This is a genomic window from Candidatus Omnitrophota bacterium, assembly GCA_030695905.1.
Lineage (GTDB): Bacteria > Omnitrophota > Gorgyraeia > 2-01-FULL-45-10 > 2-01-FULL-45-10 > CAZHPY01.
The window spans coordinates 13,610-39,897 of the sequence record JAUYOL010000036.1 but is presented as its reverse complement, the minus strand read 5'-3'; the positions used below and the strand labels follow the sequence as shown (position 1 = coordinate 39,897).

Genomic DNA, 26,288 nt, shown 5'->3' with positions numbered 1-26,288 from the left:
ATGGGCAAGAAAGCCGTAGTCAGGATCATATTAGCGGCCTGGGTCATCATCTGGGCCGTATTTTTAATAAGGCCGTATTTTAAAAAGGGCCTTTTGAGCGAATATACCAGCCTTATTAAGCTTTCCACGGAAGAGAAGAGAGCCCATGTAACGGGCGCGGAGCTCTATGCTTTTATAAATTTTTGTAAAGATTCCATAAAAGAGCCTTCGACATACGAAATTGCAGGAATTGAGAAATACTCCATCGAGCACAGGAGGATGCGTTATTATCTTTATCCGAATATCGAAAAAGAAGATCCGGAGTACGTCTTTGTTTATAAAACAAAAGGTTTTTTTCGGGATAAGTATAAAATTTTTAATAGGCTTGATACCCAAACATACATTTTAAGAAAGACGGGTTAATGATGGTTTCGGCGGTATTTTTTTTAGCTGAAAGAATAGCTCTCTTCTATTGCATAGGGCTCGGTTTTTTAACCTTAGAGATGGCCATGCTTTCATTAATTGGTATCAAATTTAGCATGCTTTCTTTAACTGTTTGTATTATCCCGCTTATAGTTGCGGCCTTATTAATTAAACCGGGGAAAGGAAAATCATGTAACCATAATGGAACAGATCCATTATCCGCCCTGGAAAATTTTTTTATATTAGGCATATCTTTCGAACTATTGTACGCTTTCTTTAGGACGCTTATAATGCCAATGGAGTCATATGACGCGATAGCGATATATGCGTTAAAAGCCAAGGTATTCTATATCAACCAATCTATACCGCATGATTTTTTCAGCTCTTTTAAAAACTTCGTTCCTCATATAGAGTATCCGCTGTTAATACCTCTTGCGGAGACATTTTTTTATACGCTTTTTGGTTCGCTAAATGATCTCTTGGTGAAGATTATCTTCCCTTTGTATTATGTAGCGCTTCTGGTAGTTTTTTATTCCGCTTGCAGAAGGTTCATAAGCAGAAGGCAATCATTATTTTTTACATTTCTACTTGCGACCATTCCCCAAATAACGGATTTTGCTACTAACGGATACGCGGACCTGCCATTCGCATTTTATTGTTCATCGGCTATATTTTACCTATATCTTTGGATCAGGGAAAAGAAAGGTGTATTTTTAATACTTTCCTTTATACTGTCGGCGCTGGCTATTTGGACCAAGTCCGAAGGAATAATGTTCGCATCCATAAATGCCGTTATCGCTGTGATTTATACGGCCAGGGGGAAGCCTTTTAACGTTAAAGGGTATGCTTACGCCGTCTTTTCCGTTCTTATGGTTGTAGTTTATGTGTTTGCGTGGGAGTCAGTGGGGCTTACAGTTAATTCCGACTTTGCATCTTCACAGTCTTCTTTTTTGACGAGATTAATATCCGGATTTGAAAGAATACCGCAGATATTATACGAATATCAAATACAATTTTTTGGCCCTAAGAAGTGGAATATAATATGGATACTCTTGATAGCGGCCACAGTATGGGGAGCTTGTGTAAAAGTGCTATCAAAGGATATCCTGCCTTTGGCCATTAGTATATTGCTAATACTCTTTGGATATTCGATGGTTTATATACTCTCTTCCGCGCCCCAGGGCATAGGGTGGCATCTTAGCACCACCGGTAGCAGATTATTTATGCATTTTGTGCCTGTGGCGGTATTATTCCTCGCCGTTTTATTTAATAAACTTAAACTGGAGATATAGAAGTGTTAAGTTGTCCGGCCTGCGGCTCTACAAAATGGGTTGATCGGTATAGAATAAAGAATTGGAATATACAAGAGTGCGCTCTGTGCTGTTTTGCCAAGATAGATCCCATGCCCGCAAGAGAAACACGTGCGGAATGTTATTCCGAAGCAAAGATAATCGAGAGGAATGTTAAGCGGAAGAATATTTTTCAGAAATTATCAAGAATGCTGAAGAGGTTTTTTGGTAGAATAGCGAAGCGTGATAAAAGCGCCATATTTTATAATAAGCTGCGCCGATATTTAGCGCCCGGGTCTAAAATTCTCGATATAGGTTGCGGAGACGGCAGTTTTCTAAAGTTAGCAAAAAAAGACTTTGTATGCGCCGGCATAGAGATATCGGATCATCTGGCCTCTTTAGCCAGAAAGGATCCTGAGATAAAAGTAATTACAGGTAATTTTATAAGCGTCGACTTCAGTAAAGAAAAATACAATGGCATAACGATGATATCTCTTCTTGAGCATCTGGATGATCCTCTGGCAGCGCTTAAAATTTGCTTCGAACACTTAAATGCCGGAGGTGTATTGTTATTAAAGACGGTAAATTATGGTTGTTTAAACAGGAAAATTAAAAAAGGGCGTTGGACGGGTTTTCGTCCGCCTGACCACATGATATATTTTGATCCCGTAAACTTAAAGAGCATATTGCAGAAGGCTGGTTTTAGGAAAATAAATATTTCAGCATGGTCTTTTAATGATAATATGTATTGCGAGGCCTGGAGATGAGCCGGCGTGCAAGTATAAGTTATATCTTCATAGATAGAGATGGTGTTATTAATAAAGATCCGTCCGGATGGACAGAACATAGCTATGTGACAGACTGGACCGAGTTTCACTTTTTGCCCGGAGTGTTTAAGGCGCTGAAGTTATTGAAGGAAAAGGGTATCAAAGTGATAATAGTTTCGAATCAGGGCGGCGTGAGTAAAGGTTTTTACACGCAGGAGAAGCTGGGCAAGATCAACGGTCTTATGCAAAAAGAGATAAGAAAAAACGGTGGTGAAGTCAAAGAGTCTTTTTACTGCATCCATAGGAGTGAAGATAATTGTAATTGCAGAAAGCCAAAACCCGGTATGTTCGAAATGGCGGCCAAGAAGCATAACATCGATCTTAAAAAAACATATTTTATCGGCGATGATAAAAGAGACGTTATAGCGGGAAAGAGCGCAGGCTGTAAGACAGTGCTTGTTTTGTCCGGTAAAAGTTCAAGGGAAGATGTAAAAGACTGGCCGGATAAACCTGATTATATATTTAAGGATCTTCTTGAGGCAGTTAACGGGTTAGTTAAGGGGGAATTATCATGAGAGTTCTTGTTACAGGCGGAGCGGGAATGGTGGGAAGCCACGCTGCCGAATATTACGCTAAAAAAGGCGATAACGTTGTAGTGCTGGACAACCTGATGAGATCGAAGCTGTTTAAATGTGATAAAAAGAGCGTGGAGTATAACTGGAATTATCTAAAAGGTTTCAAGAATATTAAAAGGATAAAAGGCGATGTTAGGGTCAAGAAAGATGTTTTAATGGCCATAGGCAAGGGCGTGGACTTATGTATACATACTGCGGGGCAGCCTGGAGTCGGCTTATCATGCGAAGAGCCGATGGAAGATTTTAGCATAAACGCTTTCGGCACTCTAAATGTTTTAGATGCCTTAAGGCTAAAATCGAAGAAAGTGACTTTTATATATTGCTCTACCAATAAAGTGTTCGGCGAGAATATCGATGTGATAAACCTTATAGAGAAAGAGAAGAGATATGTATATGATGGTGTATCCGGCGTCGGGGAGGATATGCCGATAGATTTGACCGGTCACACGCCTTACGGCGCAAGTAAGTATACGGGTGATATATACGTTCAGGAATATGCCAATACATACGGTATGAAGACGGCGGTATTCAGAATGAGTTGTATTTACGGTACAAGACAGTTCGGGTTCGAAGATCAGGGCTGGGTGGCGCATTTTGTCATATCGAATATAATGAAGAGGCCGATAACTATTTATGGTGACGGCAAACAAGTCCGCGACGTATTGTATGTTGATGACCTGGTCGAGGCGTATGATAAATTTTACAGATCTGGCATAAAGCACGGTGTATACAATATAGGCGGCGGACAGGGGAATACTATGTCGCTGCTTGAATTTATAGATATATTGGAGGCAAATACCGGGAACAAGATGAAGTATAAATTCGCCGGTTGGAGGCCGTCCGATCAGAAAGTTTACATATCAGATATATCAAAAGCTTCAAAAGAATTAGGCTGGAGTCCGAGGACAGGTCCGGTCGATGGCGTGGATATGCTGGTAAAATGGGTCAAAGAAAATAAGGAGCTATTTAAATAATGGCCAAGAAAAAAATATTAGTGGTTTACGCTACTGCTGGGATAGGGCACAAGAAGGCGTCAATAGCGGTAAAGAAGGCGTATGAAGAGATGAACCTGCCGGACGTAGAAGTTACGCTGATAGACGCGCTCGATTATACGAATAATTTCTTTAAATGGTCGTATCTGCAGGCGTATCTATTGATGGTGAATAAGTTACCGACATTCTGGGGGTTATCTTATTATCTTACCGACATCCCTTTTGTGGATCTTTTTGTGTCGGGCTTGAGGCGCATCAATAATTGGGCAAGTTCCAAAAAACTGGTGAGCCTTATCCTTGATATGAAGCCGGATGTGGTAATTTCGACACACTTTTTCGCAAGTGAAGTCATAGCGGACATGAAAAGGAAGGGTGTTGCGCATACAAAGCTCATTACGGTTATCACCGATTACCGGGTTCATGCATGGTGGATATCCGAGGGGACCGACTACTATGTTGTTGCCAGCGATGATGTGGGGCGTGAGCTTGAAGTTCGCAAAGTCGATCCTTCGATAATAAAAGTAATGGGTATTCCGGTTGAGCCGGTATTCTCGAGGCATTCGGACAGGGCCAATATATTTAAGGCAACCGGTTTGAAAGACGACCTATTTACTATCCTCGTTATTGGCGGCGGATTTGGCGTGGGGCCGATCGAAGGAATAGTGAAAGTTATAGCCCAGATAAAAAGAGATCTGCAGGCGGTGGTTGTATGCGGCCGCAATGAGGAACTGGTGAAAAAGATAGAACAGTTAAAAGCAGATCTGAAACTCAACATAAAAGTTACTGGCTTTATTGATAATGTGTATGAGTATATGGAGATCTCCGATATACTCATTTCAAAATCGGGCGGGATAACCGTTTCCGAAAGCCTGGCAAAAGATGTGCCTATGGTAGTAATATCGCCAATAATAGGGCAGGAAACAGCAAACTGTAATTTCCTTATTAAAAATGACGCGGCGGTTAAAGTTGACAAGTTAGAGGATTTAAAAGGCGCGCTCGAGGAGTTAATAAGTAATCCGATGAAATTGGATAGCATGAAAGAGTCGATAAGGCGCGTAAGAAAACCCAATGCCGCCTACGATGTGGCTAAGTTAGCGTATGAGTTATAGTTCTGAACTTAAAGACATAGTAGCTTCAATAAAGTCTTATATCGAACTCGATAAGGCATCGGGTATCGACGAAATATTTACGGCGCCGCGAAGTTGCCCGGCCGGAAGTCAGGATGGAGGCGTTTCGAATGAATTGGAAGCCTTAAGAAATAATGCGCTGACATGTAAATGCTGTGGTCTGCATAAGACGCGTCGCAATGTTGTATTTGGCGCGGGCAACCCGAAGGCAGAGCTTATGTTTATAGGCGAAGCGCCCGGGCAAGACGAAGATATCCAGGGCCTTCCATTTGTCGGTAGGGCAGGGAAGCTTTTGACCAAAATAATCGAAGCCATGGGTCTTAAAAGAGAAGATGTATATATAGCTAATATCTTAAAATGCAGGCCGCCGAACAACCGTATCCCGTCCCCTGAAGAGATAGCGGCATGTGAAGACATTGTAAAAAAGCAAGCCCAGATAATAAAGCCCAAGGTTATATGCACCTTAGGTAAATTTGCCAGTCAAACATTATTGAAGACCCAGACGACCATAAGTGTATTAAGAGGCCATTTTCAGGAATATAACGGCATCAAGGTTATGCCTACCTTTCATCCGGCATATCTTCTTCGCAATCCTAATGATAAGAAGCTGGTTTGGTCTGATATGAAGAAGATTATGAAGGAATTGGCATGTCAAAATTCGCAAAGATAGCGATAGCGCTGCCCATCGACAGGCTTTTCCATTACGGCATTCCCGATAATCTTGCAAGTAAAATAGCTATAGGTAAACGTGTCTTCATTCCTTTTACTAATAGAAGGGTCGTCGGCTATGTGGTTGACTTAAGTGATGAGGCTGATGTTAAAGATGTCAAGAGTATCGAAGGCGTCATAGATAAAGAACCGATTCTTTCCCAGGAGATGTTAAAGCTTACGCATTGGATAAAAGAGACATATTTTTGTTCATGGGGAGAGGCTATAGCTGCCGCCATTCCATCCGGAATAAAACAGGGAAAGAGAGAATTGGGCACGAGATTAAAGGATTCTCATATAAATTTCAATGACTTTCCTATTACGGGCCCGCATAAAGCCACTGAAGAACAGTCCAAGGCAATAAAGCATGTAATAGATGTTATAGATACAAAAAAATACGAGACATTTCTTTTGCACGGTATAACTTCAAGCGGCAAGACAGAAGTATATCTGCAGGCCATAGACCATGCTTTGAATAAAGGCAGGTCCGCGATAATGTTAGTGCCAGAAATATCCTTGACGCCTCAAACTGTTGAAAGGTTCGTCTCGAGATTTGGCGATAAGGTGGCCGTCATACATTCAAAACTTACTCCGGCGAATCGATTTCTTGAATGGAAAAGGATAAAAGACGGCCTGGCCAGTATAGTCGTTGGCCCGAGATCGGCAATATTCAGCCCTATGGCTAATCTGGGGGTTATCATAATAGATGAAGAGCATGAAACGAGTTACAAGCAGGACGATGTGCCGCGGTATCACGCGCGGGATGTCGCGGAAGAGAGGGCCAGGATCAATAATTGCCCTCTTATACTCGGAAGCGCGACACCCTCACTCGAGTCTTACTACAAAGCCAAGCGCGGAGAATATAAGCTTGTCAGGCTGACGAAGAGAATCGATGAGAGGTTGCTGCCCAAGGTTAAGATAGTTGATATGCGTATGGAGCTTGCGACGCGCAAAAAAATAGCGATATTCTCCAAGGTCCTTCTGGATGCCATAGATAGCACACTGAAAAAAGGCAAGCAGGCGATAATATTCTTAAACAGGCGCGGGTTCTCGACATTTGTAAGCTGTAAGAAATGCGGCCTTGTATTAAAATGCAAAAGATGTGATACGGTTATGGTTTATCATTTTGACGAGAAGAAGATGATATGCCACTACTGTGATTATAAGCAGCCGGCCCCTGATATATGCCCCAAATGTAAAAGTTCATACATAAAATATTTTGGCTTAGGTACGGAGCGTGTGGAATCGGAGATAAGTCATCAGTTCGCGAACGCGCATATCGCGAGAATGGATTCGGATACAACGCAAAAAAGAGGCTCGCACGATAAAATATTAGGCGATTTTAATTCGGGGGATACGAGTCTTTTGGTTGGCACTCAGATGATAGCGAAGGGGCTCGATTTTCCAGAGGTAACTTTAGTCGGCGTCGTGTCTGCCGATGTCACCCTGAATCTGCCTGACTTCAGGGCGAGTGAAAGAACATTTAATTTATTGACGCAGGTCGGGGGCAGGGCCGGCCGTGGCGAGCATGCCGGTGAGGTGATAATACAGACATACGCGCCAAGTCACTATTCCATACTCACAGCCGCGAAGCATGATTATGAGAAATTTTATGAGGAAGAGATAAAGTCACGCAAAGAATTACTCTTCCCTCCGTTCGTAAATCTTGTTAAAATAACTGTCAGGGCAAGAAACGACGAGCTTACTTTGAAATCGGCTCAAAACCTTGCGGAAGCTATTAGGGGTGCGGACAAAGATTTGATGGTTGCAGGTCCGGCGCCTGCACCGATAGCGAGAATGCGCGGATATTTCAGGTATAATATACTATTGAAGGGCTCCGACCGAGCCGCAATGTGCGCGTTTTTACGCAAGGTTCTTGGCTCATTTCGCAAGCCACACGGTGTTTTAATAGCGGTAGATGTTGACCCTATAGCGATGTAGAAAGGATATGACATAGCAGATAAAGTATGTCCTAGCTATGCTCTTTCTCGCAGCTTGCATATATCTATATCTGAAGATCCATTTTGGAAAAAAAGGATTGACAAGTAGATACTTATGATATATACTTTTAGTGTATACTAGAAGAGGAGGCATGATATGAGAGCTGAACATATAAATATAACCATCCCGGCAGGCTTAAAAGTCCGCATAGACGAAGAATCAAGGCGTGAACATATAGGCAGAAGTACGTTGATCCAAAAAGCGCTATCTTTTTATTTAGAGCTTTTAAAAAACAAAAGGATGAAGAAACTTCTTGCTGAGGGCTATGCTGAAATGGCCAGCGAATCGCTGAGGATAATGAAAGACTTTGAAGGTCTTGACGAAGAGGCGATGAAATATGTCAATTAAGCGGGGAGACATATTTTATGTCGATCTTAATCCGACAAAGGGTTCAGAGCAGGCGGGTAGAAGGCCGGTGCTCGTGATACAAAATAATGTGGGCAATGAAGCCGCGCCGACAGTAATAATAGCGCCTCTTACAACAAAGAAGTTTTCCAAAGAATACCCCACAAATGTACAAATTAAAAAAGGTACGGCCGGCCTCAAAGAGGATTCAACTGTTTTACTGTCCCAGATCCGAACTATAGACAAGGATAGGATTGAAAGAAAGGTTGGAAGTCTTTCGGCAGAGGAAATCCTTATGGTGGACGAGGCGATCAAAGTTAGTTTAGGCCTGGCATAGGAAGCGGAACATATTCATGAACATAGTGTTTTTCGGGACATCGGATTTTGCGCTTGGCATACTGCATAGGCTTATAGACTCGAAGCACAAAGTGCTCGCGGTCGTGACACAGCCTGACAGACAGAAGGGCAGGGCCCTAAAGATTTCTCCACCCCCAACCAAGGTTCTTGCCGAAACCAAAGATATTCCCGTCTATCAGCCAATCGACGCGTCTAGTGAGGAGTCGCTAAATTATCTCAAAACTCTTGGCGCGGACTTATTTGTCGTAGTCGCATTTGGCCAGATACTAAAAAATGAAGTGCTCAAGATCCCAAGTATATATTCGATAAATATTCATAGTTCGTTATTGCCTAAATACAGGGGTGCCGCGCCAACAAATTGGGCGATAATAAACGGCGATACAAAATCTGGTGTGACGATCATAAAGATGAATGAGAAGATGGATGAGGGCGATATCATATTAAAGAAAGAGACCGTAATCGATACAGAAGATACGAATATTACTCTAAGCGAAAAATTGTCCGATCTTGGTGCCGATGCGGTGCTGGAAACGATGGATCTGATACGGGCGGGCACGGCAAAATTGGTGCCGCAAGATGCCGGCCAGGCGACCTATGCGCCCAAGTTAAAGAAGGATGACGGCTTGATAGATTGGGGTGAGCCGGCCTTAAATATCCATAATAAGGTGCGTGGGTTCCTCCCATGGCCCAGCGCCTATACCCATTTTGGCAAAAAGATCCTGAAGATCTTGAAGACGGAAGTTCTTGATATAGGAAATAGAGATGTCCAAAATGGCGAGGTTATAGATATTCCAAAGCACAAAGGTATCGTAGTTAAGACGGGCGCCGGAAGCCTGTTGATACAATATGTTCAAATCGAAGGCAGGAAGCCCTTCGATACGGACGCCTTCCTCTGCGGCCATAAAATCCAGCCCGGTTACGTATTCGACTCCTAGAATTTTTATTGCATATTAGACCGATTATGCTATAATCTTGAAATTACCATGCAGAGAAAAGTTGCGCCAAAGGAACTGATTCAAGAGGATTTTCGGCATCTTAAGTCTTCAGAACGTCTTTATACAAGCCCCAGGGTGGAAGATCTTATATTTATGCAATCCATCGAAGGAAGGGCTCATAATGGGGCGGGAAGTTTCAATAAGCGTTTCTATGTAAATACGACTATTGACGATATAGTAAGGGCGCTGGGGCGGTCCCCTAAAGCGACAAAGGCTAAGCGGCAAGAAGCTATCGATGAGATAGTTGAGTTCGTTGATAGTGCTCTGGGCGATGACCCAAGGGACAGGCTCGTAACGAGGAACGGTAAGCCGTTTTTAGGCATTCCGTTCTTTAAAGAAAAGACAGTAAACTACCACGATATATTAAAAGGCCTGTATCTGGGGGGCTTAAGGGACGACCCCGATATAAGGCACGCGACAGAAGAGCTCTTTAAAATAGAGATCGGTTACGGCCAGTGTTATTTGGTCAATACCGATATAATGGAAGAGATGGGCCTCGACGGTGAAATGCTGGCGCATCAGGAGAATCAGGACAGGCTCGAAGAGTACAAAGAGTGCGGCCTGATAATCGAAGAAGAGAAGATAAAATACCGGGACTCCAAGCACATAAAGTATCTATATATACGCCACCATGTCGGGCCGGGTCAATCGGATGATACCGCGATAGTCGCAAGCGGACTTCTCTATAATATAGACGTGGCTCTGGGCGTATTTTTAGCGGATGCTATAGATACCTTGGAGAAATATGTTACTGTTTATCGCGATCAGGACAATGACCTGGCAAGGTATATAAAAGATAATTATGCGTTCCTGGATTGTGAAGAGCGCGACGCGTGCGAGCTTTCGTATCTGGCGGCAATACCAAAGGATAAGATAGACAGGGTTCCCGACAGTTCGCTAAGGTACCTGCTTACGATAGACGAAGATAGCGGCCAGTCGGCGCTTGAGACGCATATAAATTTTATAGAAGGGAAGCCTATACAGCAGATACCGATAAGCCATAAACACATACCGGTTACAGAATTATACGAATTTATAAAGGAAAAATTAAGAAGCATAAAAAAAGATGTGGTATTCAAGATCCCGGAGTTGGGCAAGCAGCTGGAAAGCTCCGTGACGCAGGTGATGCAGCGCCGCTTCATAACGGTAGGGCCTCACACGTCGTTAAAGACGGCGTTACAGAAGGCGGAAGCGAGAAAGAGCGAACTTATAATAGTCAAGGATGAGAACGGTAATATCCTTGGAGTAGTTAACCCCGGCGATTTTTTAGTTTTCTTAAAAGGAGAGAGTAATGCCTGAATTAAGACGTGATCCTGTTGTGGGTAGATGGGTAATAATCGCAACAGAAAGGGCGAGACGGCCTGACCAATTTAGTTCGGGCGTTGAAAAAGAAGAGATGGCGCAGGGAGAGAAGTGTCCGTTCTGCGAAGGCAATGAAAGCATGACGCCGCCGGAAATATGCGCTTTGAGGAAACAAGGAACAAAGCCTAATACGCCGGGTTGGGATGTGCGCGTGATTCCGTACAAGTTCCCGCTTCTGATGCCGGGTGGCGATTTAAACCGTCACGGCCATGGTATGTACGATATTATGGATGCGATAGGCGCGCACGAAATAATAGTGGAAACACCTAATCATATAGTCGAGGGGGCGCCTTCTAATGAGAACATGGCCAAGGTTTTTGGCGTTATGATAGATAGAATTAAGGATCTTGAAAAAGACCCCCGTATTAAATACGTGCTTGTGGTTAAGAACCACGGCAGGGCGGCAGGCGGCGGGCATTTGAAACATCAGAGACTTCAGCTTATAGGCACCCCGGTAAATTTAAAGAGAGTTAAGACCGAGCTTGAAGGAGCCAAAAAATATTACGATTATAAAGAGCGCTGCATATTCTGCGATATTATAAAGCAGGAAGTCGAAGCCGAGAAGAGAGTCGTTATGGAGACGAAGCATTTTATAGCCATAATGCCTTTTGCGTCGCGCTTTCCGTTCGAAACGTGGTTTCTCCCCAAAGAGCACTCATGTGATTTTTATAAGACGCCTAAAGACAGGGCCGAGGATTTCGGAGACATCGTCGGCCAGACATTCGCTAAACTGCGAAAAGTCATAGGCGATTTCCCGTACAATGTTGTGCTGCACACAGCGCCTTTTAGACGCGATGTGGGCAGGAGAAGGTATTGGGATACCATAGATTACGATTATCATTGGCACTTCGAGGTCCTGCCTATACTGACACGTGTCGCGGGATTCGAATGGGGCAGCGGTTTTTATATCAATCCGCTTCCGCCCGAGGACGCATGTAAGAGCGTCAGGGAGGCGAAAATATGAACGAACTAAGGCGAGAACCTGTTACGGGTAGATGGATAGTGACCTTCTTAGACAGGATCCCAAGCGTCGGTGATTTTAAGATAGAGTCGAATGAGAAGAAGGGGCAGGCTACGTGTCCTTTCTGCTGGGGTAAAGAGAATGAGACGCCTCCGGAAATCCTGGTTCACAGGAAATACGGGCCGCCGAATAGCCCCAACTGGACATTGAGAGTAGTGTCTAATAAATTCCCGGCGCTTCGCATAGAAGGGGAATTAAATAAACAGGGTTTCGGCGTATTCGACCAGATGAACGGTATCGGCGCGCACGAAGTTATAATAGAGACGCCCGACCATTTTAAAGATACGGCGGACCTTACATATCAGGAGGCCGAAGAGGTTATATGGGCATATGTATCGCGTTCGATAGATTTAAGGCGCGATAAAAGATTTAAATATTTACTCATATTCAAAAATTACGGCAAGATAGCGGGCGCGTCTTTGGAGCATTGCCACAGCCAGCTGATAGCTCTTCCTATAGTGCCAAAAAGAGTCCATGAGGAATTAGACGGCGCCAAAACATATTACAATTATAAAGAGCGCTGCGTATTCTGTGACATGATACGCGAAGAGCAAGACGAGAAAGAGCGCGTAATTTACGAAGACGCTAAAGTTATCGCATTCTGTCCTTATGTGTCGAGATTTCCTTACGAAGTATGGATAATGCCCAAACGCCACGCTTCCGATCTTACGACGCTCGATAGAGACACCGTTCCGAGCGTAGCTAAGGCGCTTCGCGATTGTTTATTAAGAATAAAAAAATACCTGGGTGACCCAGCTTATAATTTTATAGTCCACACCTCTCCTATAAACGGCCACGAGAGGGAGGACTACCATTGGCATATAGAGATTATGCCAAAACTTGTTAAGGTTGCCGGCTTTGAATGGGGAAGTGGATTTTATATTAATCCTGTACCACCTGATATAGCTGCGCAGAATCTTCTGAGTGTGAAGCTCGAAGGATAAGAGGGAGGAGACACAAAATGGCGGTAAAGATAGGCATCAACGGTTTTGGAAGAATAGGAAGGATGGTTGGGAGAGCTATATTAGAGAGGAACTCTAAGAATATAGAGCTTGTAGCTGTGAACGATATCACAGATGCGAAGAGTCTGGCGCATCTATTAAAATATGATTCTGTGCACGGCCGTTTTCCGGGTGGTAATGTAAAAGCGGGGACGGATTCGATAATCGTTAATGGCAAAGAGATAAAGGTGTTGGCAAAAAAAGATCCCGCGGAATTACCCTGGAAGCAGCTTGGCGTTGAAATAGTAGTTGAGTCAACCGGGCTTTTCACAGTGAAGAATGACGGTGTAAACAAAAAGGGTAAAGAGGTAAAGGGAGCTATAAACCATGTCGCAAAAGGCGGTGCGAAGAAAGTTATTATCTCTGCCCCGGCCGAAGGCGAGGACATTACTATAGTTATGGGCGTAAATGAAGATAAATACGACCCGAAGAAAGACGTTGTTATATCCAACGCGTCATGTACAACCAACTGTCTTGGGCCTGTGGCAAAAGTTTTGAATGACAACTGGGGTATCGAAAAAGGCTTGATGACGACCATACATGCTTATACAAACGATCAGCGCGTGCAGGATCTGCCTCACTCTGATATGAGGCGCGCCAGAGCCGCGGCGGTATCCATGATACCGACTTCAACCGGAGCCGCAAAGGCTATAGGCCTTGTAATCCCTGAATTAAAAGGCAAATTGGACGGGTATGCGGTAAGAGTGCCGATAGCGAACGTTTCCGTAGTAGACTTAACGTGTGTCTTAAAGAAAGAGGCAACCGCGGAAGATATTAACAAAATGTTAAAGTCTTATGCTGACGGCAAGATGAAAGGCGTGCTTGATTATACAGATGAAGATGTCGTATCAGTAGATTTTAACCACTATCCCGCATCGTCAACAGTTGATTCGAAGCTTACCAAGGTTATAGGCGGTAATTTCGCGAAAGTCGTCGCGTGGTACGATAACGAGTGGGGCTACTCATCGAGAGTGGTTGATTTAATCGAGTACATGATAAAGAAGGGGCTGTAGGATAAATGGCGAAGAAGACTATCAAAGACGTAGACTTGAAAGGTAAGCGTGTATTGATGAGGGTGGATTTTAATGTCCCTCTCGATGATAAGTTAAATATAACCGATGATATAAGGATACGCGCGGTCTTACCGACAATAAAATATGCTCTTGAGAAAGGCGCCAAGGTGGTTCTGATGAGTCACCTCGGAAGGCCGGAGGGCTCGGTAGTCGATTCCATGCGCCTTACGCCTGTCGCCAAAAGGCTTGAAGAGCTTTTTGGTAAAAGGATAGTAAAGACCGACGACTGTATAGGCGATGCGGCCAAAAAGGCTGTCGGCGCAATGAAGACAGGCGATGTGGTTCTTCTGGAAAACTTGAGGTTTCATGCCGAGGAAGAGAAGGACGATCCCGCGTTTGCCAAAGAATTAGCGAGCATGGGTGATATATTTGTGAACGATGCTTTTGGCACGGCTCACAGAGCGCACGCGTCTACGGAAGGCGTGACAAAGTATCTGCCTTCCGTTGCCGGATTTCTGCTTGGAAAAGAGATAGAATATTTGGGCGGCGCGGTAGATAATCCGAAAAGGCCGTTTGTTGCTATATTGGGTGGCGCGAAAGTTAAGGACAAGATAAAGGTTATAGACAATCTTCTGAATAAAGTAGACGCGCTTATAATAGGCGGCGGTATGGCTTATACATTTCTGAAGGCCAAAGGCAAGACTATAGGCACCTCGAAACTCGATAAAGACGGTTTCGAGACAGCAAAAGTTGCTTTAGGCAAGGCCGTGAAGAAGAATATACCCATCCTTCTTCCCATAGACAATATTATCGCGGACAAGTTCGACGCCAATGCCAACACCAAGTTGGTTGGTGAGGATATCCCGGATGGGTGGATGGGCCTGGACATAGGCCCTAAGACTATCAAATTGTTTGAGGATACCCTGAAGAACGCGAAGACCATTGTTTGGAACGGCCCTATGGGCGTATTTGAGATGGATAAGTTTGCCAAAGGCACGGAAGAGATAGCGAAATTCCTTGCCGGCCTAAAAGGCGCGACAACGGTTATAGGCGGAGGAGACACAGCGGCCGCTATGTCAAAATTCAAAGTTGAAGATAAGATGACGCATATTTCCACGGGCGGCGGAGCTTCATTGGAGTATCTTGAAGGGCGCGGCCTGCCGGGAATAGACGCATTACAGGACGGGCAGTCAGGCAGGTAATATGAGAAAGATAATAATAGCAGGCAACTGGAAGATGAATAAGAATATAGGCGAGTCGATAGATCTTGCCAATTCTATAAAACGCTCTGTCTATGATATAGAAGAGGTGGAGATGGTTGTATGCCCGCCTTATACTTCGTTAAGCGACGTCAGGGAAGTCCTGATGGATACAAATATAAAACTGGGCGCCCAGGATTGCTACTGGGAAAGGGAAGGCGCTTTCACGGGTGAGGTTTCGGCGCCGATGCTTAAAGATGTGGGCTGTGAATATGTTATTATAGGCCACTCGGAACGCAGGCAATTCTTCGGCGAGACGAACGAGACAGTAAATAAAAAGGCAAAAGCTCTTTTAAAAGAAGGGTTGAAACCGATAGTTTGCGTGGGAGAGAAGCTTGAAGAAAGAAAGAGCGGCAAGACATTCGATGTTATAAAAGACCACGTAGCTAATTCTCTCACAGGCCTTACCAAAGATGAAATGCTAAAGACCGTAATCGCTTATGAGCCTGTATGGGCTATAGGCACTGGTGTGAATGCCACTAAAGAGCAGGCGCAGGAAGTCCATCAATATATAAGAAAGTTATTGAAAGAGATCTTTGGAGAAGAGGTGGCGAAGGCCGTGAGGATACAGTATGGCGGCAGCGTAAAGCCGGATAATATAAAAGAGTTGATATCGCAGGAAGATGTTGACGGCGCGCTTGTAGGTGGAGCAAGCCTAAAAGCCGATTCGTTCATTCAGTTAGTGAAAAATTGCTTATAACAGAGAGGTAGAAAGATGCTCTACGGGTTGATTATCACGGTACATATAATAGTTTCGCTTATTCTTATAGCCGTAATACTGCTGCAGGCAGGCCGCGGCGGAGGATTGAGCGAGTCTTTTGGCGGAAGCCAGACGCAGACGATACTCGGAACGAAGTCATCGGTGTTTTTAAAGCGAGCGACAGCTGTTTCCGCGGTGCTCTACATACTGGTATGCCTGCTTTTAGGTGTAATGACGAGCCATAGGGGCAGGTCATTGGTAGCTAAAGGCGGAGGATTAATGCCGCCTGCCACGACGAGCGGGTCTTATCCTCAACCGCTTGCAGATGATTCGCCGCTGATGGATTATTAAAAAAGAAGGCCTATGCCTATTTATAGAAAAATACCGCTGTTAACCGCAGCGGTATTTTTTTTACTCTTAACCCATTCCGCACCGGGAGGGGAAAATTACCCTCCCGGTGCGGATAACGGTACGGCGTACGGTGACGCGATAATCGTCGCATCCAGCGGTGACGCGCGTACTCTCGTGCCTATTCTCGCCTCCGACTCAACCTCAAGCGACATATGCGGCAAGGTATTTAACGGCCTGGTAAAATATGATAAAAATGTGAATATTGTCGGTAGTCTTGCCGAGAAATGGGATATAGAGGACGAAGGCAAAATAATAATATTTTATCTGAAAAAAGGCGTCTTTTGGCACGATGGTGCTCCATTTACCGCGCGCGATGTAGAGTTTACGTATAAAAAACTTATCGACCCTTCGGTAAAAACCCCTTACAGCGGAGATTTTGAGCGGATAAAGGATTTTGTTGTTATAGATGATCACACAATAAAGATTGAATATAAAGAGCCGTTCGCTCCGGCCCTTTCGAGCTGGGGCATGTGGATAATGCCCAAACATATTCTGGAAAAGGAAGACCTCAATAAAACAAAATTTTCCCGCGCGCCCATAGGTACGGGCCCGTATAAATTTAAGATCTGGAAAACGGGTGAGAAGATAGAATTAGTATCAAATCACAGCTATTTTGAGGGTCGGCCTTACATAGATAGATATATAGTGCGCATAATTCCTGATGAGGCGACAACATTTCTGGAGCTGCAAACTCAAGGAGTCGACATGTCGCATCTTACGCCGCTTCAATATATACGCCAGACAGATAATAATTTTTTCAAAGACCACTATAATAAATTTAAGTATCCCAGTTTTGGGTTTACCTATATGGGATATAATCTCTCCGAGCCAAAATTTCAGGATATAAGAGTCAGGAGAGCGATAAATTACGCTGTGAACAAAAAAGAGATGATCGATACCATATATTTTGGGCTCGCGAGAGTGATAACAGGGCCGTTTATACCCGATGCATGGGCCTATAATAGGGATGTTAAATCTCCCGAATACGATCCCGCGCGGGCAAGGGTACTTTTGAAAGAAGCGGGATGGGTAGATTCGGATGGCGATGGATTAGTGGAAAAAGACGGAAATATATTCGAATTCACGGTCCTGGTAAATCAGGGCAATGCCGAACGCTTGCGCTGCGCAGAACTTATGCAGGGGTATCTTAAAGATGCCGGCATTTTAATGAAGATACGTGTCCTTGAATGGTCGAGCATGATAAATGAGTTTATCATCAAGAAGCGGTTTGAGGCGGTGCTCATGGGATGGTTCCTCTCGCAGGATCCCGATTGCTACGACATATGGCACTCGTCAAAGACGCGCGAGGGCGAGTTCAATTTTATCGGGTACAAGAATGAGCGGGTCGATAAATTATTGGAAGAGGGCAGACGCACGTTTAATCAGGCAAAGCGTGCCGAGATTTATCACGAGATACACAGGCTCATATATGAGGATCAGCCGTACTTATTTTTATTTTCATCCGATACATTACCGATTGTCAATTCACGTTTCAAAAATGTAGAATCATCACCCATCGGTATCGGCTACAATTTCATCGAGTGGTACGTGCCGAAAAGTGAACAAAGATACAGATAGCGGTAAATTTTCACATCAGCATGTAGGCGGACACAAAGGTTCCGCAGGACCCGCTATCAATATATTAGAGAGACAGGAAAGTTTTATATCATAAGGGAAGTATGCTGAAACATGTAATTCGGAAACTTTTGGGATTGATTCCGACGCTGATTGGGATTACGCTGATCTCGTTCTTCGTGATACATCTTGCGCCGGGAAAGCCGACGGATATCGAGACGAGTATGAATCCGAAGGTGTCGTATGAGGCGCGCTTGAGGCTCGAGAAGCTTTATGGGCTCGACAAGCCGCTGCATGTGCAATATTTTGATTGGCTCAAGCGGTTCGTGACGTTCGACTTCGGCCGCTCATATCTGGATGATAGGCCCGTATCCGAGAAGATCGCCGAGCGCATTCCGGTAACGCTGCTTATAAATTTTTCAGCGATTACACTGACTTTAGCTATAGGTGTTCCATTAGGTGTTCTATCCGCCGTAAGAAGAGGGAAGTTGTCCGATAAGCTCTCCACCATATTCGTATTTATAGGATTTTCCGCGCCCGAATTTTGGCTGGCTCTTCTTGCGATGAACTTATTCTGCATAAGTTTAGCATGGCTGCCTGTATCTGGCATAGTGTCCCTGGATTTTGAGAACTTCAGTCTGCTTGGCAGGATATTGGATGTAGCGAGACATCTTGCGCTGCCTGTTGCGATATCGGCATTTGGTGGCCTTGCCGCAATCTCGCGGTATATGCGCACAGAGATGATAGGAATAATGGGGCAAGACTATATAAGGACCGCCAGAGCCAAAGGGCTTAGCGAGAAAACCGTAATATATAAACACGCTTTGAAGAACGCGCTCTTACCTATAATAACGATACTCGGGCTTTCCGTCCCGGGCCTTATAGGCGGCAGCGTAATATTTGAATCTATATTCGCGATCCCGGGTATGGGCAGACTTTTTTATGAATCTGTCATGGCAAGGGATTACCCTGTGATAATGGGCGTGCTTTCGATAGGCGCTATCCTGACATTATTAGGAAATTTTCTGGCTGATGTCGCGTATTCTTACGCAGACCCAAGGATAAAAGCTCCTCCGGAAGAAAGCTTGTATGAGAGACTTTATAAATAATAAACTGGCGGTTGTCGCGGCGGCATTCATTCTGTTAATGGTTGTTTCAGCCTTGTTTGCGCCATTCATAGCTAATCATAGCCCGACAGTGGTAGATTCTAAATCGGTCCTTACTGCTCCGTCTAAAGAGCATATATTCGGAACCGACCGGCTCGGTCGCGATATATTTTCGCGGATTGTTTATGGCTCGAGAATATCATTATCTATAGGCTTTGTAGCGGTCGGCATCGCCGTGCTGATAGGTATGGTCTTTGGAGCGGTAGCCGGTTATTACGGAGGGAAGCTGGATAATATACTGATGAGACTTGTGGACCTCATGCTCTGTTTCCCGACAATATTTCTAATACTTGCCGTAATAGCCTTACTTGAGCCGTCCATATTTAACATAATGGTCATCATAGGCGCGACTGGTTGGATGGGCGTAGCGCGGCTTGTCCGGGCGCAGGTATTAACGCTGAAAGAAAGAGATTTTGTTTCTGCCGCGAAAGTTATGGGCGCGAATGATACATGGATAATATTCAAACATCTTATTCCCAATGCCATAGGGCCTGTCTTAGTCAGCGCGACGCTCGGTGTGGGCGGCGCTATACTTATCGAATCAGCTTTAAGTTTTTTGGGTATAGGGGTGCAACCGCCGACTCCCAGCTGGGGGAATATACTGATGGATGGCCGCTCTACGCTTGGTGTGGCGTGGTGGCTTACGGTATTTCCGGGCCTATTCATATTATTTACCGTGCTGTCATATAATATTCTTGGAGAGGCGCTGCGGGATCATTTGGAGCCGAGGCTGAAGAGATGAATATATTAGAAGTCATGAATCTTAAAACTTACTTTTATACATCGCAAGGCATACTTAATGCGGTAGATGGCGTAAATTTCAATATAGAAAAGGGCAAGGTCTTCGGCATTGTGGGAGAATCCGGCTCGGGTAAGACGCTGACAGCCCTGTCTATCCTAAAGTTAGTCTCTTTTCCGGGCAAAGTTGTCGATGGGCAAGCTCTATTTAATGGAATAGATTTATTGAAGACTGACGAAGGTTCGTTAAAGAGTATAAGGGGAGCGAAGATCTCTTTCGTTTTTCAGGAGCCATCGAGTTCATTTAATCCCGTATTTACGATCGGCGAGCAGATAATCGAAGCTATCCTTGCGCATAAAAGTATGAGTAAGGCAGAGGCTAAAGCCAGGGGGCTTGAATATTTGAAAAAAGCTCGAATAGCCGATTACGAAAGAGTGCTTAATGACTATCCTCACCAACTATCCGGCGGGACTAAGCAACGTGCCATGATAGCGATGGCGCTCGTTAATTCTCCGGAGCTGGTCATATTGGATGAGCCTACCACCGCGCTTGACGTAACCACGCAAGCTCAGATCCTTGATATGCTCGATGGCATAATCCATAAAGAAAATCTCTCCATTTTATTCATAAGCCATGATTTTGGCGTAATATCAAGGATGTGTGACGATGTGGGCGTAATGCATAAGGGTAAAATAGTTGAGGTAGGGCCCGTGAGAGAGGTTTTAAATAATCCTAAAGATGCATATACAATTTCACTGTTGAGTTCCGTAAAGGCGTTATCATGATGATAAGATGTGAAGATGTAAAAAAATATTTTAAGGGCAGGGCCGGCGTTATAAAGGCCGTTGACGGAGTCTCTCTTGAGATAGAAAAGGGCGATACGTTCGGTATCGTGGGAGAATCCGGTTGCGGCAAGACCACTTTGGGTAAGATGATGCTGGGGATTTTAAGTCCGGATTCAGGCAATATTGTTCTCGGGACAGACAATGTGCAGGTTATATTTCAGGATCCGTATCATAGCCTTGATCCAAAGATGAAGATATTTGATATTCTGGCAGAGGGGCTGATAGTTGGGAGATCAGACAATATTAAGCAGCGCGTGGAAAGAATCCTTGATCTTATAAAGCTGCCTGAGAATGCGCTAAAGAAATACCCGCATCAATTTTCCGGAGGAGAACGCCAGAGGATAGCCATAGGCCGTGCCGTCTTAACCAATCCTGAGTTTATAGTATGCGATGAGCCTGTTTCGAGCCTCGATGTTACGATACAATTTCAGATATTGACCCTGCTTAAAGATGTCCAGAAAAAATTCAATATCACATATCTGTTCATAAGCCATGACCTTAGAGTGGTAAAATTTATGTGCAATAAACTGGCCGTAATGTACGCAGGCAAGATAATAGAATCCGGCAATGTAAAAGATGTGTATGCCGATCCATCGCAAGGCTATACTAAGACCTTGTTATCATCGGCTTTTTATGATACCATAAAAAAGTAATGGAAAATAAGGCTTATAAAAAAAGCATAAAGACAGAGATCTTGAGCATAGTCCTTCTTTCCGTTTTTATCATCACCGCCATACTGGGCTATCTTTCATTTACCTTCAGCAAAACCCGTCTTAACTCAATGTTGTCCGATTCGGTAAAGGGTATCGCGGCCACAACCGCGAGCTTCATAAAACCAGAAGACATTTTACTGATCCGCCTTTATTCAGACAAGATAAAAGAGCGGTATATGTCGACAAGTTCCGTAACTTTTTCCCATATTTATGAAAAGATGGGCGAGGCCGCGCAGCCGTCGGCGCCGGATCGTTTAAATGACGCTATAGCCGCGTATATAAAATATAAAGATCTCCTTACAAATATCAAGAAGATGAATAAAATAGACAGTCCTATAAATGTATACGTTGCCGACAACCAGGAATTAAACCTAATACTTACGACTGAAAATATATTATTGGCGAATGCCGTTTATAATCTAAGGCCGGAATCTAAAAAAGCGCTTTCGGAAAACTTCGCGCAATCGACAGGCGTTTATCGCGATAAGGACGGGACCTGGATATCTGCGTACGCGCCCGTTCCTTCCGTCTATTCTGTCCGGGACAAGATACTGGTCGAAATAAACTACAAGATAGACTCTTATATAGCAAGATTAAGGAAGGAATTGGGCATAATAGTCCTCATCTGCCTGGCAGGTTTTTTAATAACCGCTTTGATGGGATATAAACTTGTGACCGCGCTGGTATCGGCCATACAAAAACTTGATAAGGCCGCGCATGAACTTGAGAATGAAAATTACTACACTCCTATAGATGTAAAAAGTGATGATGAAGTTGGCCATCTGGCCGATACTTTCGAGAAGTTAAGGGTATCCATCGGAGAGAAGATAGATGAATTGAAGCTTTCTATAGTGCGCGAAAAGAGGGCGCATCTGGAGTCTGTGGTCGCGCTTACAAACGCTATCGAGATGAGAGACCCCTACACTAAAGAGCATCTTAGTAGAGTTGTAAAATACGCTCTGTTGATAGCGAAAGAGCTCGGCCTTAGTAAGGACGAAATGATTGAATTGAAATACGCCTGTTTTCTCCACGATGTAGGCAAAATTTATATCGAAACAGAACTTCTTAACAAGAAGATAAAGCTGGATGCCGGTGATATGGAGGAGATAAAGAAACATTCCGAAAGAGGCGCCAAAATAATAGAAGGCATAAAGTTTCTTGAGGGAGTCAAGTCCGCGGTGCTGTACCATCAGGAGCGCTATGACGGAAAAGGCTACCCGGAGGGGCTCAAAGGCGACCAGATACCGCCTTTAGCAAGGATAGTGTCTGTGGCGGATGCTTTTGACGCCATGACAAGCGATAGGCCGTATAAGCCCAAGATGAGCTTCGCCGAAGCTATGGATGAAGTAGAGAAACACGCCGGGACGCAGTTTGACCCTAAGATAGCCAGGGCATTTTTAAAGTACAGGAATAGCATAGAAGACATAGCGAAGAAGCATTTCGAATCCTCCGATTAAGCCCACAAAAATACCCTTGCCAATATCCGCCTTTTAGACTATAATGTTACACTCTATTACCAAAAAATAGGGCATATACAATGATAAGAAAAGCTACGGTAAGTGACGTAAAGAAGATTCAAAAGCTGGTTAATTATTACGCTAAACGCGAACGAATGCTCCCCAGATCTCTCAATGAGCTTTATGAGAACATAAGGGACTTTTTCGTTTACTGCGAGGGTAATAATATATACGGATGCTGCGCGCTTCACATAGACTGGGAAGATCTCGCTGAAATCAAGAGCCTTGCCGTGGCAAGCTCAAAGTCTGGCAAAGGCATAGGCGCGAAACTTCTTGCCCAATGCCTTAGGGACGCAAGAAGCCTTAAGGTGCGCAAGGTATTTGCCCTCACATACATTCCTGAATTTTTTGAAAAATTCGGATTCAGCATAGTCGACAAAAAAGAATTGCCCCATAAGATATGGAGCGAGTGCATAAGGTGCATGTACTTTCCGGGCTGCAAAGAAATAGCGATGGCAAAGGAACTATAAAAAATGGGTTATACAATAACTGAAAAGATTCTATTAAAGCATACAAAGGCGAAAGATATCCATCCGGGAGAGTTTATAAAAGCCAAGATAGATTTTTGTCTCGGTAACGATATAACGGCGCCTCTGGCCATAGAAGAGTTCCAGCGCCTTGGGTATAAGGAAGTATTTGACAAAAAGAGAATAGCTTTAGTGCCGGACCATTTTGCTCCCGCCAAAGATATGAAGAGCGCCAACCAGTGCAAGGTCATGGCCAATTTTGCTAAAAAATACGGGATAAAAAATTATTTTGAAATAGGGAAGATGGGCATAGAGCATGTGTTGCTTCCCGAGATGGGGCTTGTTCTGCCGGGCGACCTTGTAATAGGAGCCGATTCCCATACATGCACTTACGGCGCGCTTGGCGCTTTTTCTACAGGTATTGGCTCTACGGATCTCGCGGCGGCGTTTGCTACGGGCGAGTGCTGGTTTAAAGTTCCGGAATCGATAAAATTTGTATTTTCAGGCAGGCTGAGCAAGTGGGTGGGCGGCAAGGATCTGATATTGCACATTATAGGCAAGATAGGCGTCGATGGCGCGTTATATAAGTCGATGGAGTTCTGCGGGCCTGTGATAGAAGAGTTACCCATGGACGACAGGCTGTCGATGTGCAACATGGCGATAGAAGCGGGCGGCAAGAACGGTATAATAGCCCCCGATAAAATAACTAAAAAATTTGTTAAGAATTCCATCGCGCTCGGTAAGAAACATGGCATATCCAGGCAAACCGTGGGTAGATTTTATTCCAGTGACCCTGACGCCAAATATTCCACCGTATATGAATATGATGCGCGCAAACTCGAGCCTTTAGTGGCCTGCCCGAACTTGCCAAGCAACGTAAAGCCGGTAAGCGCGTTAAAAGATGTGGGCATAGATCAGGTAGTCATAGGTTCGTGCACAAATGGCCGGATCTCCGATTTAAGGATCGCCGCAAAGATATTGCGCGGCAAGAAGGCAAAATCGAATATAAGGCTTATAGTAATACCGGGAAGCCAGCACGTATATTTGGAGGCTGTCAGGGAAGGCCTGGCAAAGATATTTATTGAGTCGGGCGGAGTGTTTTCGACTCCCACATGCGGGCCATGTCTTGGCGGGCATGTCGGGATTCTTGCTGCGGGCGAGAAGGCGATATCCACGACAAACAGGAATTTTATCGGCAGGATGGGAGACCCGACGAGCCAGGTGTTCCTTTCTAATCCTGCTGTTGCGGCCGCCAGCGCGATTAAGGGGCGGATCGCTCATCCGGAAGAGGTATTATAAAATGGCATACAAGGGAAGAGTGTTTAAATTCGGCGAGGACGTAAATACCGATGATATAATAGCGGCTAAATATTTAAACACGACAGATAAAAAGGAACTTGCCAGCCATTGCATGGAGCATATAGATAAGGACTTCGCCGGCAAAGTAAAGCCGAGCGACATTATAGTCGCGGGCAAGAATTTCGGTTGCGGCTCTTCAAGAGAGCACGCTCCCGTGGCGATAAAGGCCGCCGGTGTGGCATGTGTTATTGCCCAAAACTTTGCCAGGATATTTTTTAGGAACAGCATCAATATTGGTCTTCCGATAGTCGAGTGCGAAGAGGCATCGAAGAAGATAAAGGCCGGCGACACCGTTGCGGTCGATACCGTGAAAGGCGTAATAAGGAATTTAACGAGAAAAGAGAATTACAAGTTTGAAAAGTATCCGCCCTTTATGCAGAAGATAATAAAGGCGGGCGGACTTATAGAACAGATAAAAAAAGCAAAGTAGAGGAGGTTGGGATAGAAGCGATGGGTAATAGATCTTATAAAATTGCGGTAATAGGCGGAGACGGGACAGGGCCAGAGGTTATAAGGGAAGGCTTGAAAGTCCTGGAGGCCGCGTCGAAGAAATTCGGATTCAAATACGCCAATACGATGTTTAGCTATGGCGGCGAGAGGTATCTTAAGACAGGCAAGATCATTTCCGACAAAGAGATCAGAGATTTAAAAAAGTTTGACGCTATATATTTGGGGGCCATAGGCCATCCTGATGTTAAACCCGGCATATTGGAACAGGGGCTTCTGCTGAAATTAAGATTTGGTCTTGATCAGTATATAAATTTAAGGCCGATAAAATTATATAACCCCGACTTTTGTCCCATAAAGGACAAAAAACCGGAGGATATAGATTTTGTTGTCATAAGAGAAAACTCCGAAGGCCTTTATAAAGGTCTTGGCAAATTTATAAAGAAGGGCACAAAGAATGAAGTCGCGATACAGATATCGCACAATACCAGGAAAGGCGTTGAGAGATGCGTACGCTATGCCTTCGACTATTGCAGAAAGCGTAACAAGAGGAAAAAATTGACGTTATGCGGTAAGACGAACGTTCTTACGTATGCCTGGGACCTTTGGCAGAGGACTTTCAACGAGGTTAAAGAAGAATACCCTGATATACAGACAGATTATGCTCATGTTGACGCGACTACCATGTGGTTTGTGAAGAATCCGGAGTGGTTTGATTGTATAGTCACTGACAATATGTTCGGGGATATCATTACTGACCTGGGCGCTATGATACAGGGCGGCATGGGTATAGCGGCGGGCGGCAATGTCAACCCAAAAGGCGTTTCGATGTTTGAGCCTATAGGCGGTTCGGCGCCTAAGTATACAGGCAAAAATGTTATAAATCCTCTCGCGGCTATATGCGCGCTTGCTATGCTTCTGGAGAATGTCGGCCAGACCGAGGCGGCTAAAGCCATTGAGGATTCCGTAATAAAAATAACCAGGACGGAATTAAAAAGCCTCGCGGCTGGCAAGATGGGTTATTCGACTCAGGAAGTCGGCGACCTTGTGGTAAAGTTTTTGTAAGAGGAAGAGA

At 44.5% G+C, this 26,288-nt stretch carries 28 protein-coding genes; all 28 read left to right on the top strand.

Annotated elements, in window-relative coordinates:
* The 28 genes from Q8R38_05580 to Q8R38_05445 all read left to right on the top strand — a co-directional run bounded on the left by Q8R38_05580 (position 1) and on the right by Q8R38_05445 (position 26,278).
* A complete protein-coding gene (locus Q8R38_05580; protein ID MDP3791492.1) occupies positions 1-402 on the top strand; it encodes a hypothetical protein in 402 nt (133 codons plus the stop codon).
* Positions 402-1,694 carry a glycosyltransferase family 39 protein gene (locus Q8R38_05575; protein MDP3791491.1) on the top strand — a complete coding sequence of 431 codons (1,293 nt, stop codon included), beginning with the start codon at positions 402-404 and terminating at the stop codon, positions 1,692-1,694. The genes Q8R38_05580 and Q8R38_05575 overlap by 1 nt, the downstream gene beginning before the upstream one ends.
* A gap of 110 nt (positions 1,695-1,804) precedes the next feature.
* On the top strand, positions 1,805-2,458 hold the full coding sequence (locus Q8R38_05570; protein MDP3791490.1) for a class I SAM-dependent methyltransferase: 654 nt from the start codon (positions 1,805-1,807) through the stop codon (positions 2,456-2,458).
* Positions 2,455-3,033, top strand: coding sequence for an HAD family hydrolase (locus Q8R38_05565; GenBank protein ID MDP3791489.1), 579 nt, complete (start codon positions 2,455-2,457; stop codon positions 3,031-3,033). The genes Q8R38_05570 and Q8R38_05565 overlap by 4 nt, the downstream gene beginning before the upstream one ends.
* On the top strand, positions 3,030-4,067 hold the full coding sequence (locus tag Q8R38_05560) for a GDP-mannose 4,6-dehydratase (protein ID MDP3791488.1): 1,038 nt from the start codon (positions 3,030-3,032) through the stop codon (positions 4,065-4,067). The genes Q8R38_05565 and Q8R38_05560 overlap by 4 nt, the downstream gene beginning before the upstream one ends.
* Complete coding sequence (locus tag Q8R38_05555; GenBank protein MDP3791487.1) at positions 4,067-5,194, top strand: glycosyltransferase; 1,128 nt, start codon at positions 4,067-4,069, stop codon at positions 5,192-5,194. The genes Q8R38_05560 and Q8R38_05555 overlap by 1 nt, the downstream gene beginning before the upstream one ends.
* Entirely contained in the window at positions 5,184-5,882 is a 699-nt protein-coding gene (locus tag Q8R38_05550) for a uracil-DNA glycosylase (protein ID MDP3791486.1), read from the top strand. Before Q8R38_05555 ends, Q8R38_05550 begins: the two co-directional genes overlap by 11 nt.
* A complete protein-coding gene (gene priA, locus Q8R38_05545) occupies positions 5,861-7,861 on the top strand; it encodes a primosomal protein N' (GenBank protein ID MDP3791485.1) in 2,001 nt (666 codons plus the stop codon). The genes Q8R38_05550 and priA overlap by 22 nt, the downstream gene beginning before the upstream one ends.
* A 156-nt stretch (positions 7,862-8,017) precedes the next feature.
* A complete protein-coding gene (locus tag Q8R38_05540; GenBank protein MDP3791484.1) occupies positions 8,018-8,269 on the top strand; it encodes a hypothetical protein in 252 nt (83 codons plus the stop codon).
* On the top strand, positions 8,259-8,603 hold the full coding sequence (locus Q8R38_05535) for a type II toxin-antitoxin system PemK/MazF family toxin (GenBank protein ID MDP3791483.1): 345 nt from the start codon (positions 8,259-8,261) through the stop codon (positions 8,601-8,603). The genes Q8R38_05540 and Q8R38_05535 overlap by 11 nt, the downstream gene beginning before the upstream one ends.
* 16 nt (positions 8,604-8,619) lie before the next feature.
* Positions 8,620-9,558: a methionyl-tRNA formyltransferase gene (fmt, locus tag Q8R38_05530; GenBank protein MDP3791482.1), complete on the top strand. Its 939-nt coding sequence runs from the start codon at positions 8,620-8,622 to the stop codon at positions 9,556-9,558.
* Positions 9,559-9,606: 48 nt separating this feature from the next.
* Positions 9,607-10,917, top strand: a complete 1,311-nt coding sequence (locus Q8R38_05525; protein ID MDP3791481.1) for a CBS domain-containing protein — start codon at positions 9,607-9,609, stop codon at positions 10,915-10,917.
* On the top strand, positions 10,910-11,944 hold the full coding sequence (locus Q8R38_05520; protein MDP3791480.1) for a galactose-1-phosphate uridylyltransferase: 1,035 nt from the start codon (positions 10,910-10,912) through the stop codon (positions 11,942-11,944). Before Q8R38_05525 ends, Q8R38_05520 begins: the two co-directional genes overlap by 8 nt.
* Positions 11,941-12,945 (top strand): galactose-1-phosphate uridylyltransferase, encoded by a 1,005-nt coding sequence (gene galT, locus Q8R38_05515; protein ID MDP3791479.1) that lies wholly within the window; start codon positions 11,941-11,943, stop codon positions 12,943-12,945. The genes Q8R38_05520 and galT overlap by 4 nt, the downstream gene beginning before the upstream one ends.
* A gap of 17 nt (positions 12,946-12,962) precedes the next feature.
* Positions 12,963-14,015, top strand: coding sequence for a type I glyceraldehyde-3-phosphate dehydrogenase (gene gap, locus Q8R38_05510; protein ID MDP3791478.1), 1,053 nt, complete (start codon positions 12,963-12,965; stop codon positions 14,013-14,015).
* Positions 14,016-14,020: 5 nt separating this feature from the next.
* The gene (locus Q8R38_05505; protein MDP3791477.1) at positions 14,021-15,217 is read left to right on the top strand and encodes a phosphoglycerate kinase; all 1,197 of its coding nucleotides are present in this window, start codon (positions 14,021-14,023) and stop codon (positions 15,215-15,217) included.
* 1 nt (position 15,218) lies between these two features.
* The gene (tpiA, locus tag Q8R38_05500; GenBank protein MDP3791476.1) at positions 15,219-15,974 is read left to right on the top strand and encodes a triose-phosphate isomerase; all 756 of its coding nucleotides are present in this window, start codon (positions 15,219-15,221) and stop codon (positions 15,972-15,974) included.
* 15 nt (positions 15,975-15,989) lie between these two features.
* Positions 15,990-16,325, top strand: a complete 336-nt coding sequence (gene secG / locus Q8R38_05495; GenBank protein MDP3791475.1) for a preprotein translocase subunit SecG — start codon at positions 15,990-15,992, stop codon at positions 16,323-16,325.
* A gap of 12 nt (positions 16,326-16,337) precedes the next feature.
* The gene (locus Q8R38_05490) at positions 16,338-17,963 is read left to right on the top strand and encodes a peptide-binding protein (protein MDP3791474.1); all 1,626 of its coding nucleotides are present in this window, start codon (positions 16,338-16,340) and stop codon (positions 17,961-17,963) included.
* Between the two features lie 101 nt (positions 17,964-18,064).
* The gene (locus Q8R38_05485) at positions 18,065-19,069 is read left to right on the top strand and encodes an ABC transporter permease (GenBank protein MDP3791473.1); all 1,005 of its coding nucleotides are present in this window, start codon (positions 18,065-18,067) and stop codon (positions 19,067-19,069) included.
* Positions 19,050-19,868, top strand: a complete 819-nt coding sequence (locus Q8R38_05480; GenBank protein ID MDP3791472.1) for an ABC transporter permease — start codon at positions 19,050-19,052, stop codon at positions 19,866-19,868. Before Q8R38_05485 ends, Q8R38_05480 begins: the two co-directional genes overlap by 20 nt.
* Complete coding sequence (locus tag Q8R38_05475; GenBank protein ID MDP3791471.1) at positions 19,865-20,650, top strand: ABC transporter ATP-binding protein; 786 nt, start codon at positions 19,865-19,867, stop codon at positions 20,648-20,650. Before Q8R38_05480 ends, Q8R38_05475 begins: the two co-directional genes overlap by 4 nt.
* On the top strand, positions 20,647-21,363 hold the full coding sequence (locus Q8R38_05470) for a dipeptide/oligopeptide/nickel ABC transporter ATP-binding protein (protein ID MDP3791470.1): 717 nt from the start codon (positions 20,647-20,649) through the stop codon (positions 21,361-21,363). Before Q8R38_05475 ends, Q8R38_05470 begins: the two co-directional genes overlap by 4 nt.
* The gene (locus tag Q8R38_05465) at positions 21,363-22,880 is read left to right on the top strand and encodes an HD-GYP domain-containing protein (protein ID MDP3791469.1); all 1,518 of its coding nucleotides are present in this window, start codon (positions 21,363-21,365) and stop codon (positions 22,878-22,880) included. Before Q8R38_05470 ends, Q8R38_05465 begins: the two co-directional genes overlap by 1 nt.
* A gap of 80 nt (positions 22,881-22,960) precedes the next feature.
* Positions 22,961-23,410 carry an N-acetyltransferase gene (locus Q8R38_05460; GenBank protein MDP3791468.1) on the top strand — a complete coding sequence of 150 codons (450 nt, stop codon included), beginning with the start codon at positions 22,961-22,963 and terminating at the stop codon, positions 23,408-23,410.
* Positions 23,411-23,413: 3 nt separating this feature from the next.
* A complete protein-coding gene (gene leuC / locus Q8R38_05455; GenBank protein MDP3791467.1) occupies positions 23,414-24,706 on the top strand; it encodes a 3-isopropylmalate dehydratase large subunit in 1,293 nt (430 codons plus the stop codon).
* A gap of 1 nt (position 24,707) precedes the next feature.
* Complete coding sequence (locus Q8R38_05450) at positions 24,708-25,196, top strand: 3-isopropylmalate dehydratase small subunit (GenBank protein ID MDP3791466.1); 489 nt, start codon at positions 24,708-24,710, stop codon at positions 25,194-25,196.
* A 20-nt stretch (positions 25,197-25,216) separates the two neighbouring features.
* Positions 25,217-26,278 (top strand): 3-isopropylmalate dehydrogenase, encoded by a 1,062-nt coding sequence (locus Q8R38_05445; protein MDP3791465.1) that lies wholly within the window; start codon positions 25,217-25,219, stop codon positions 26,276-26,278.
* Positions 26,279-26,288 lie beyond the last annotated feature (10 nt).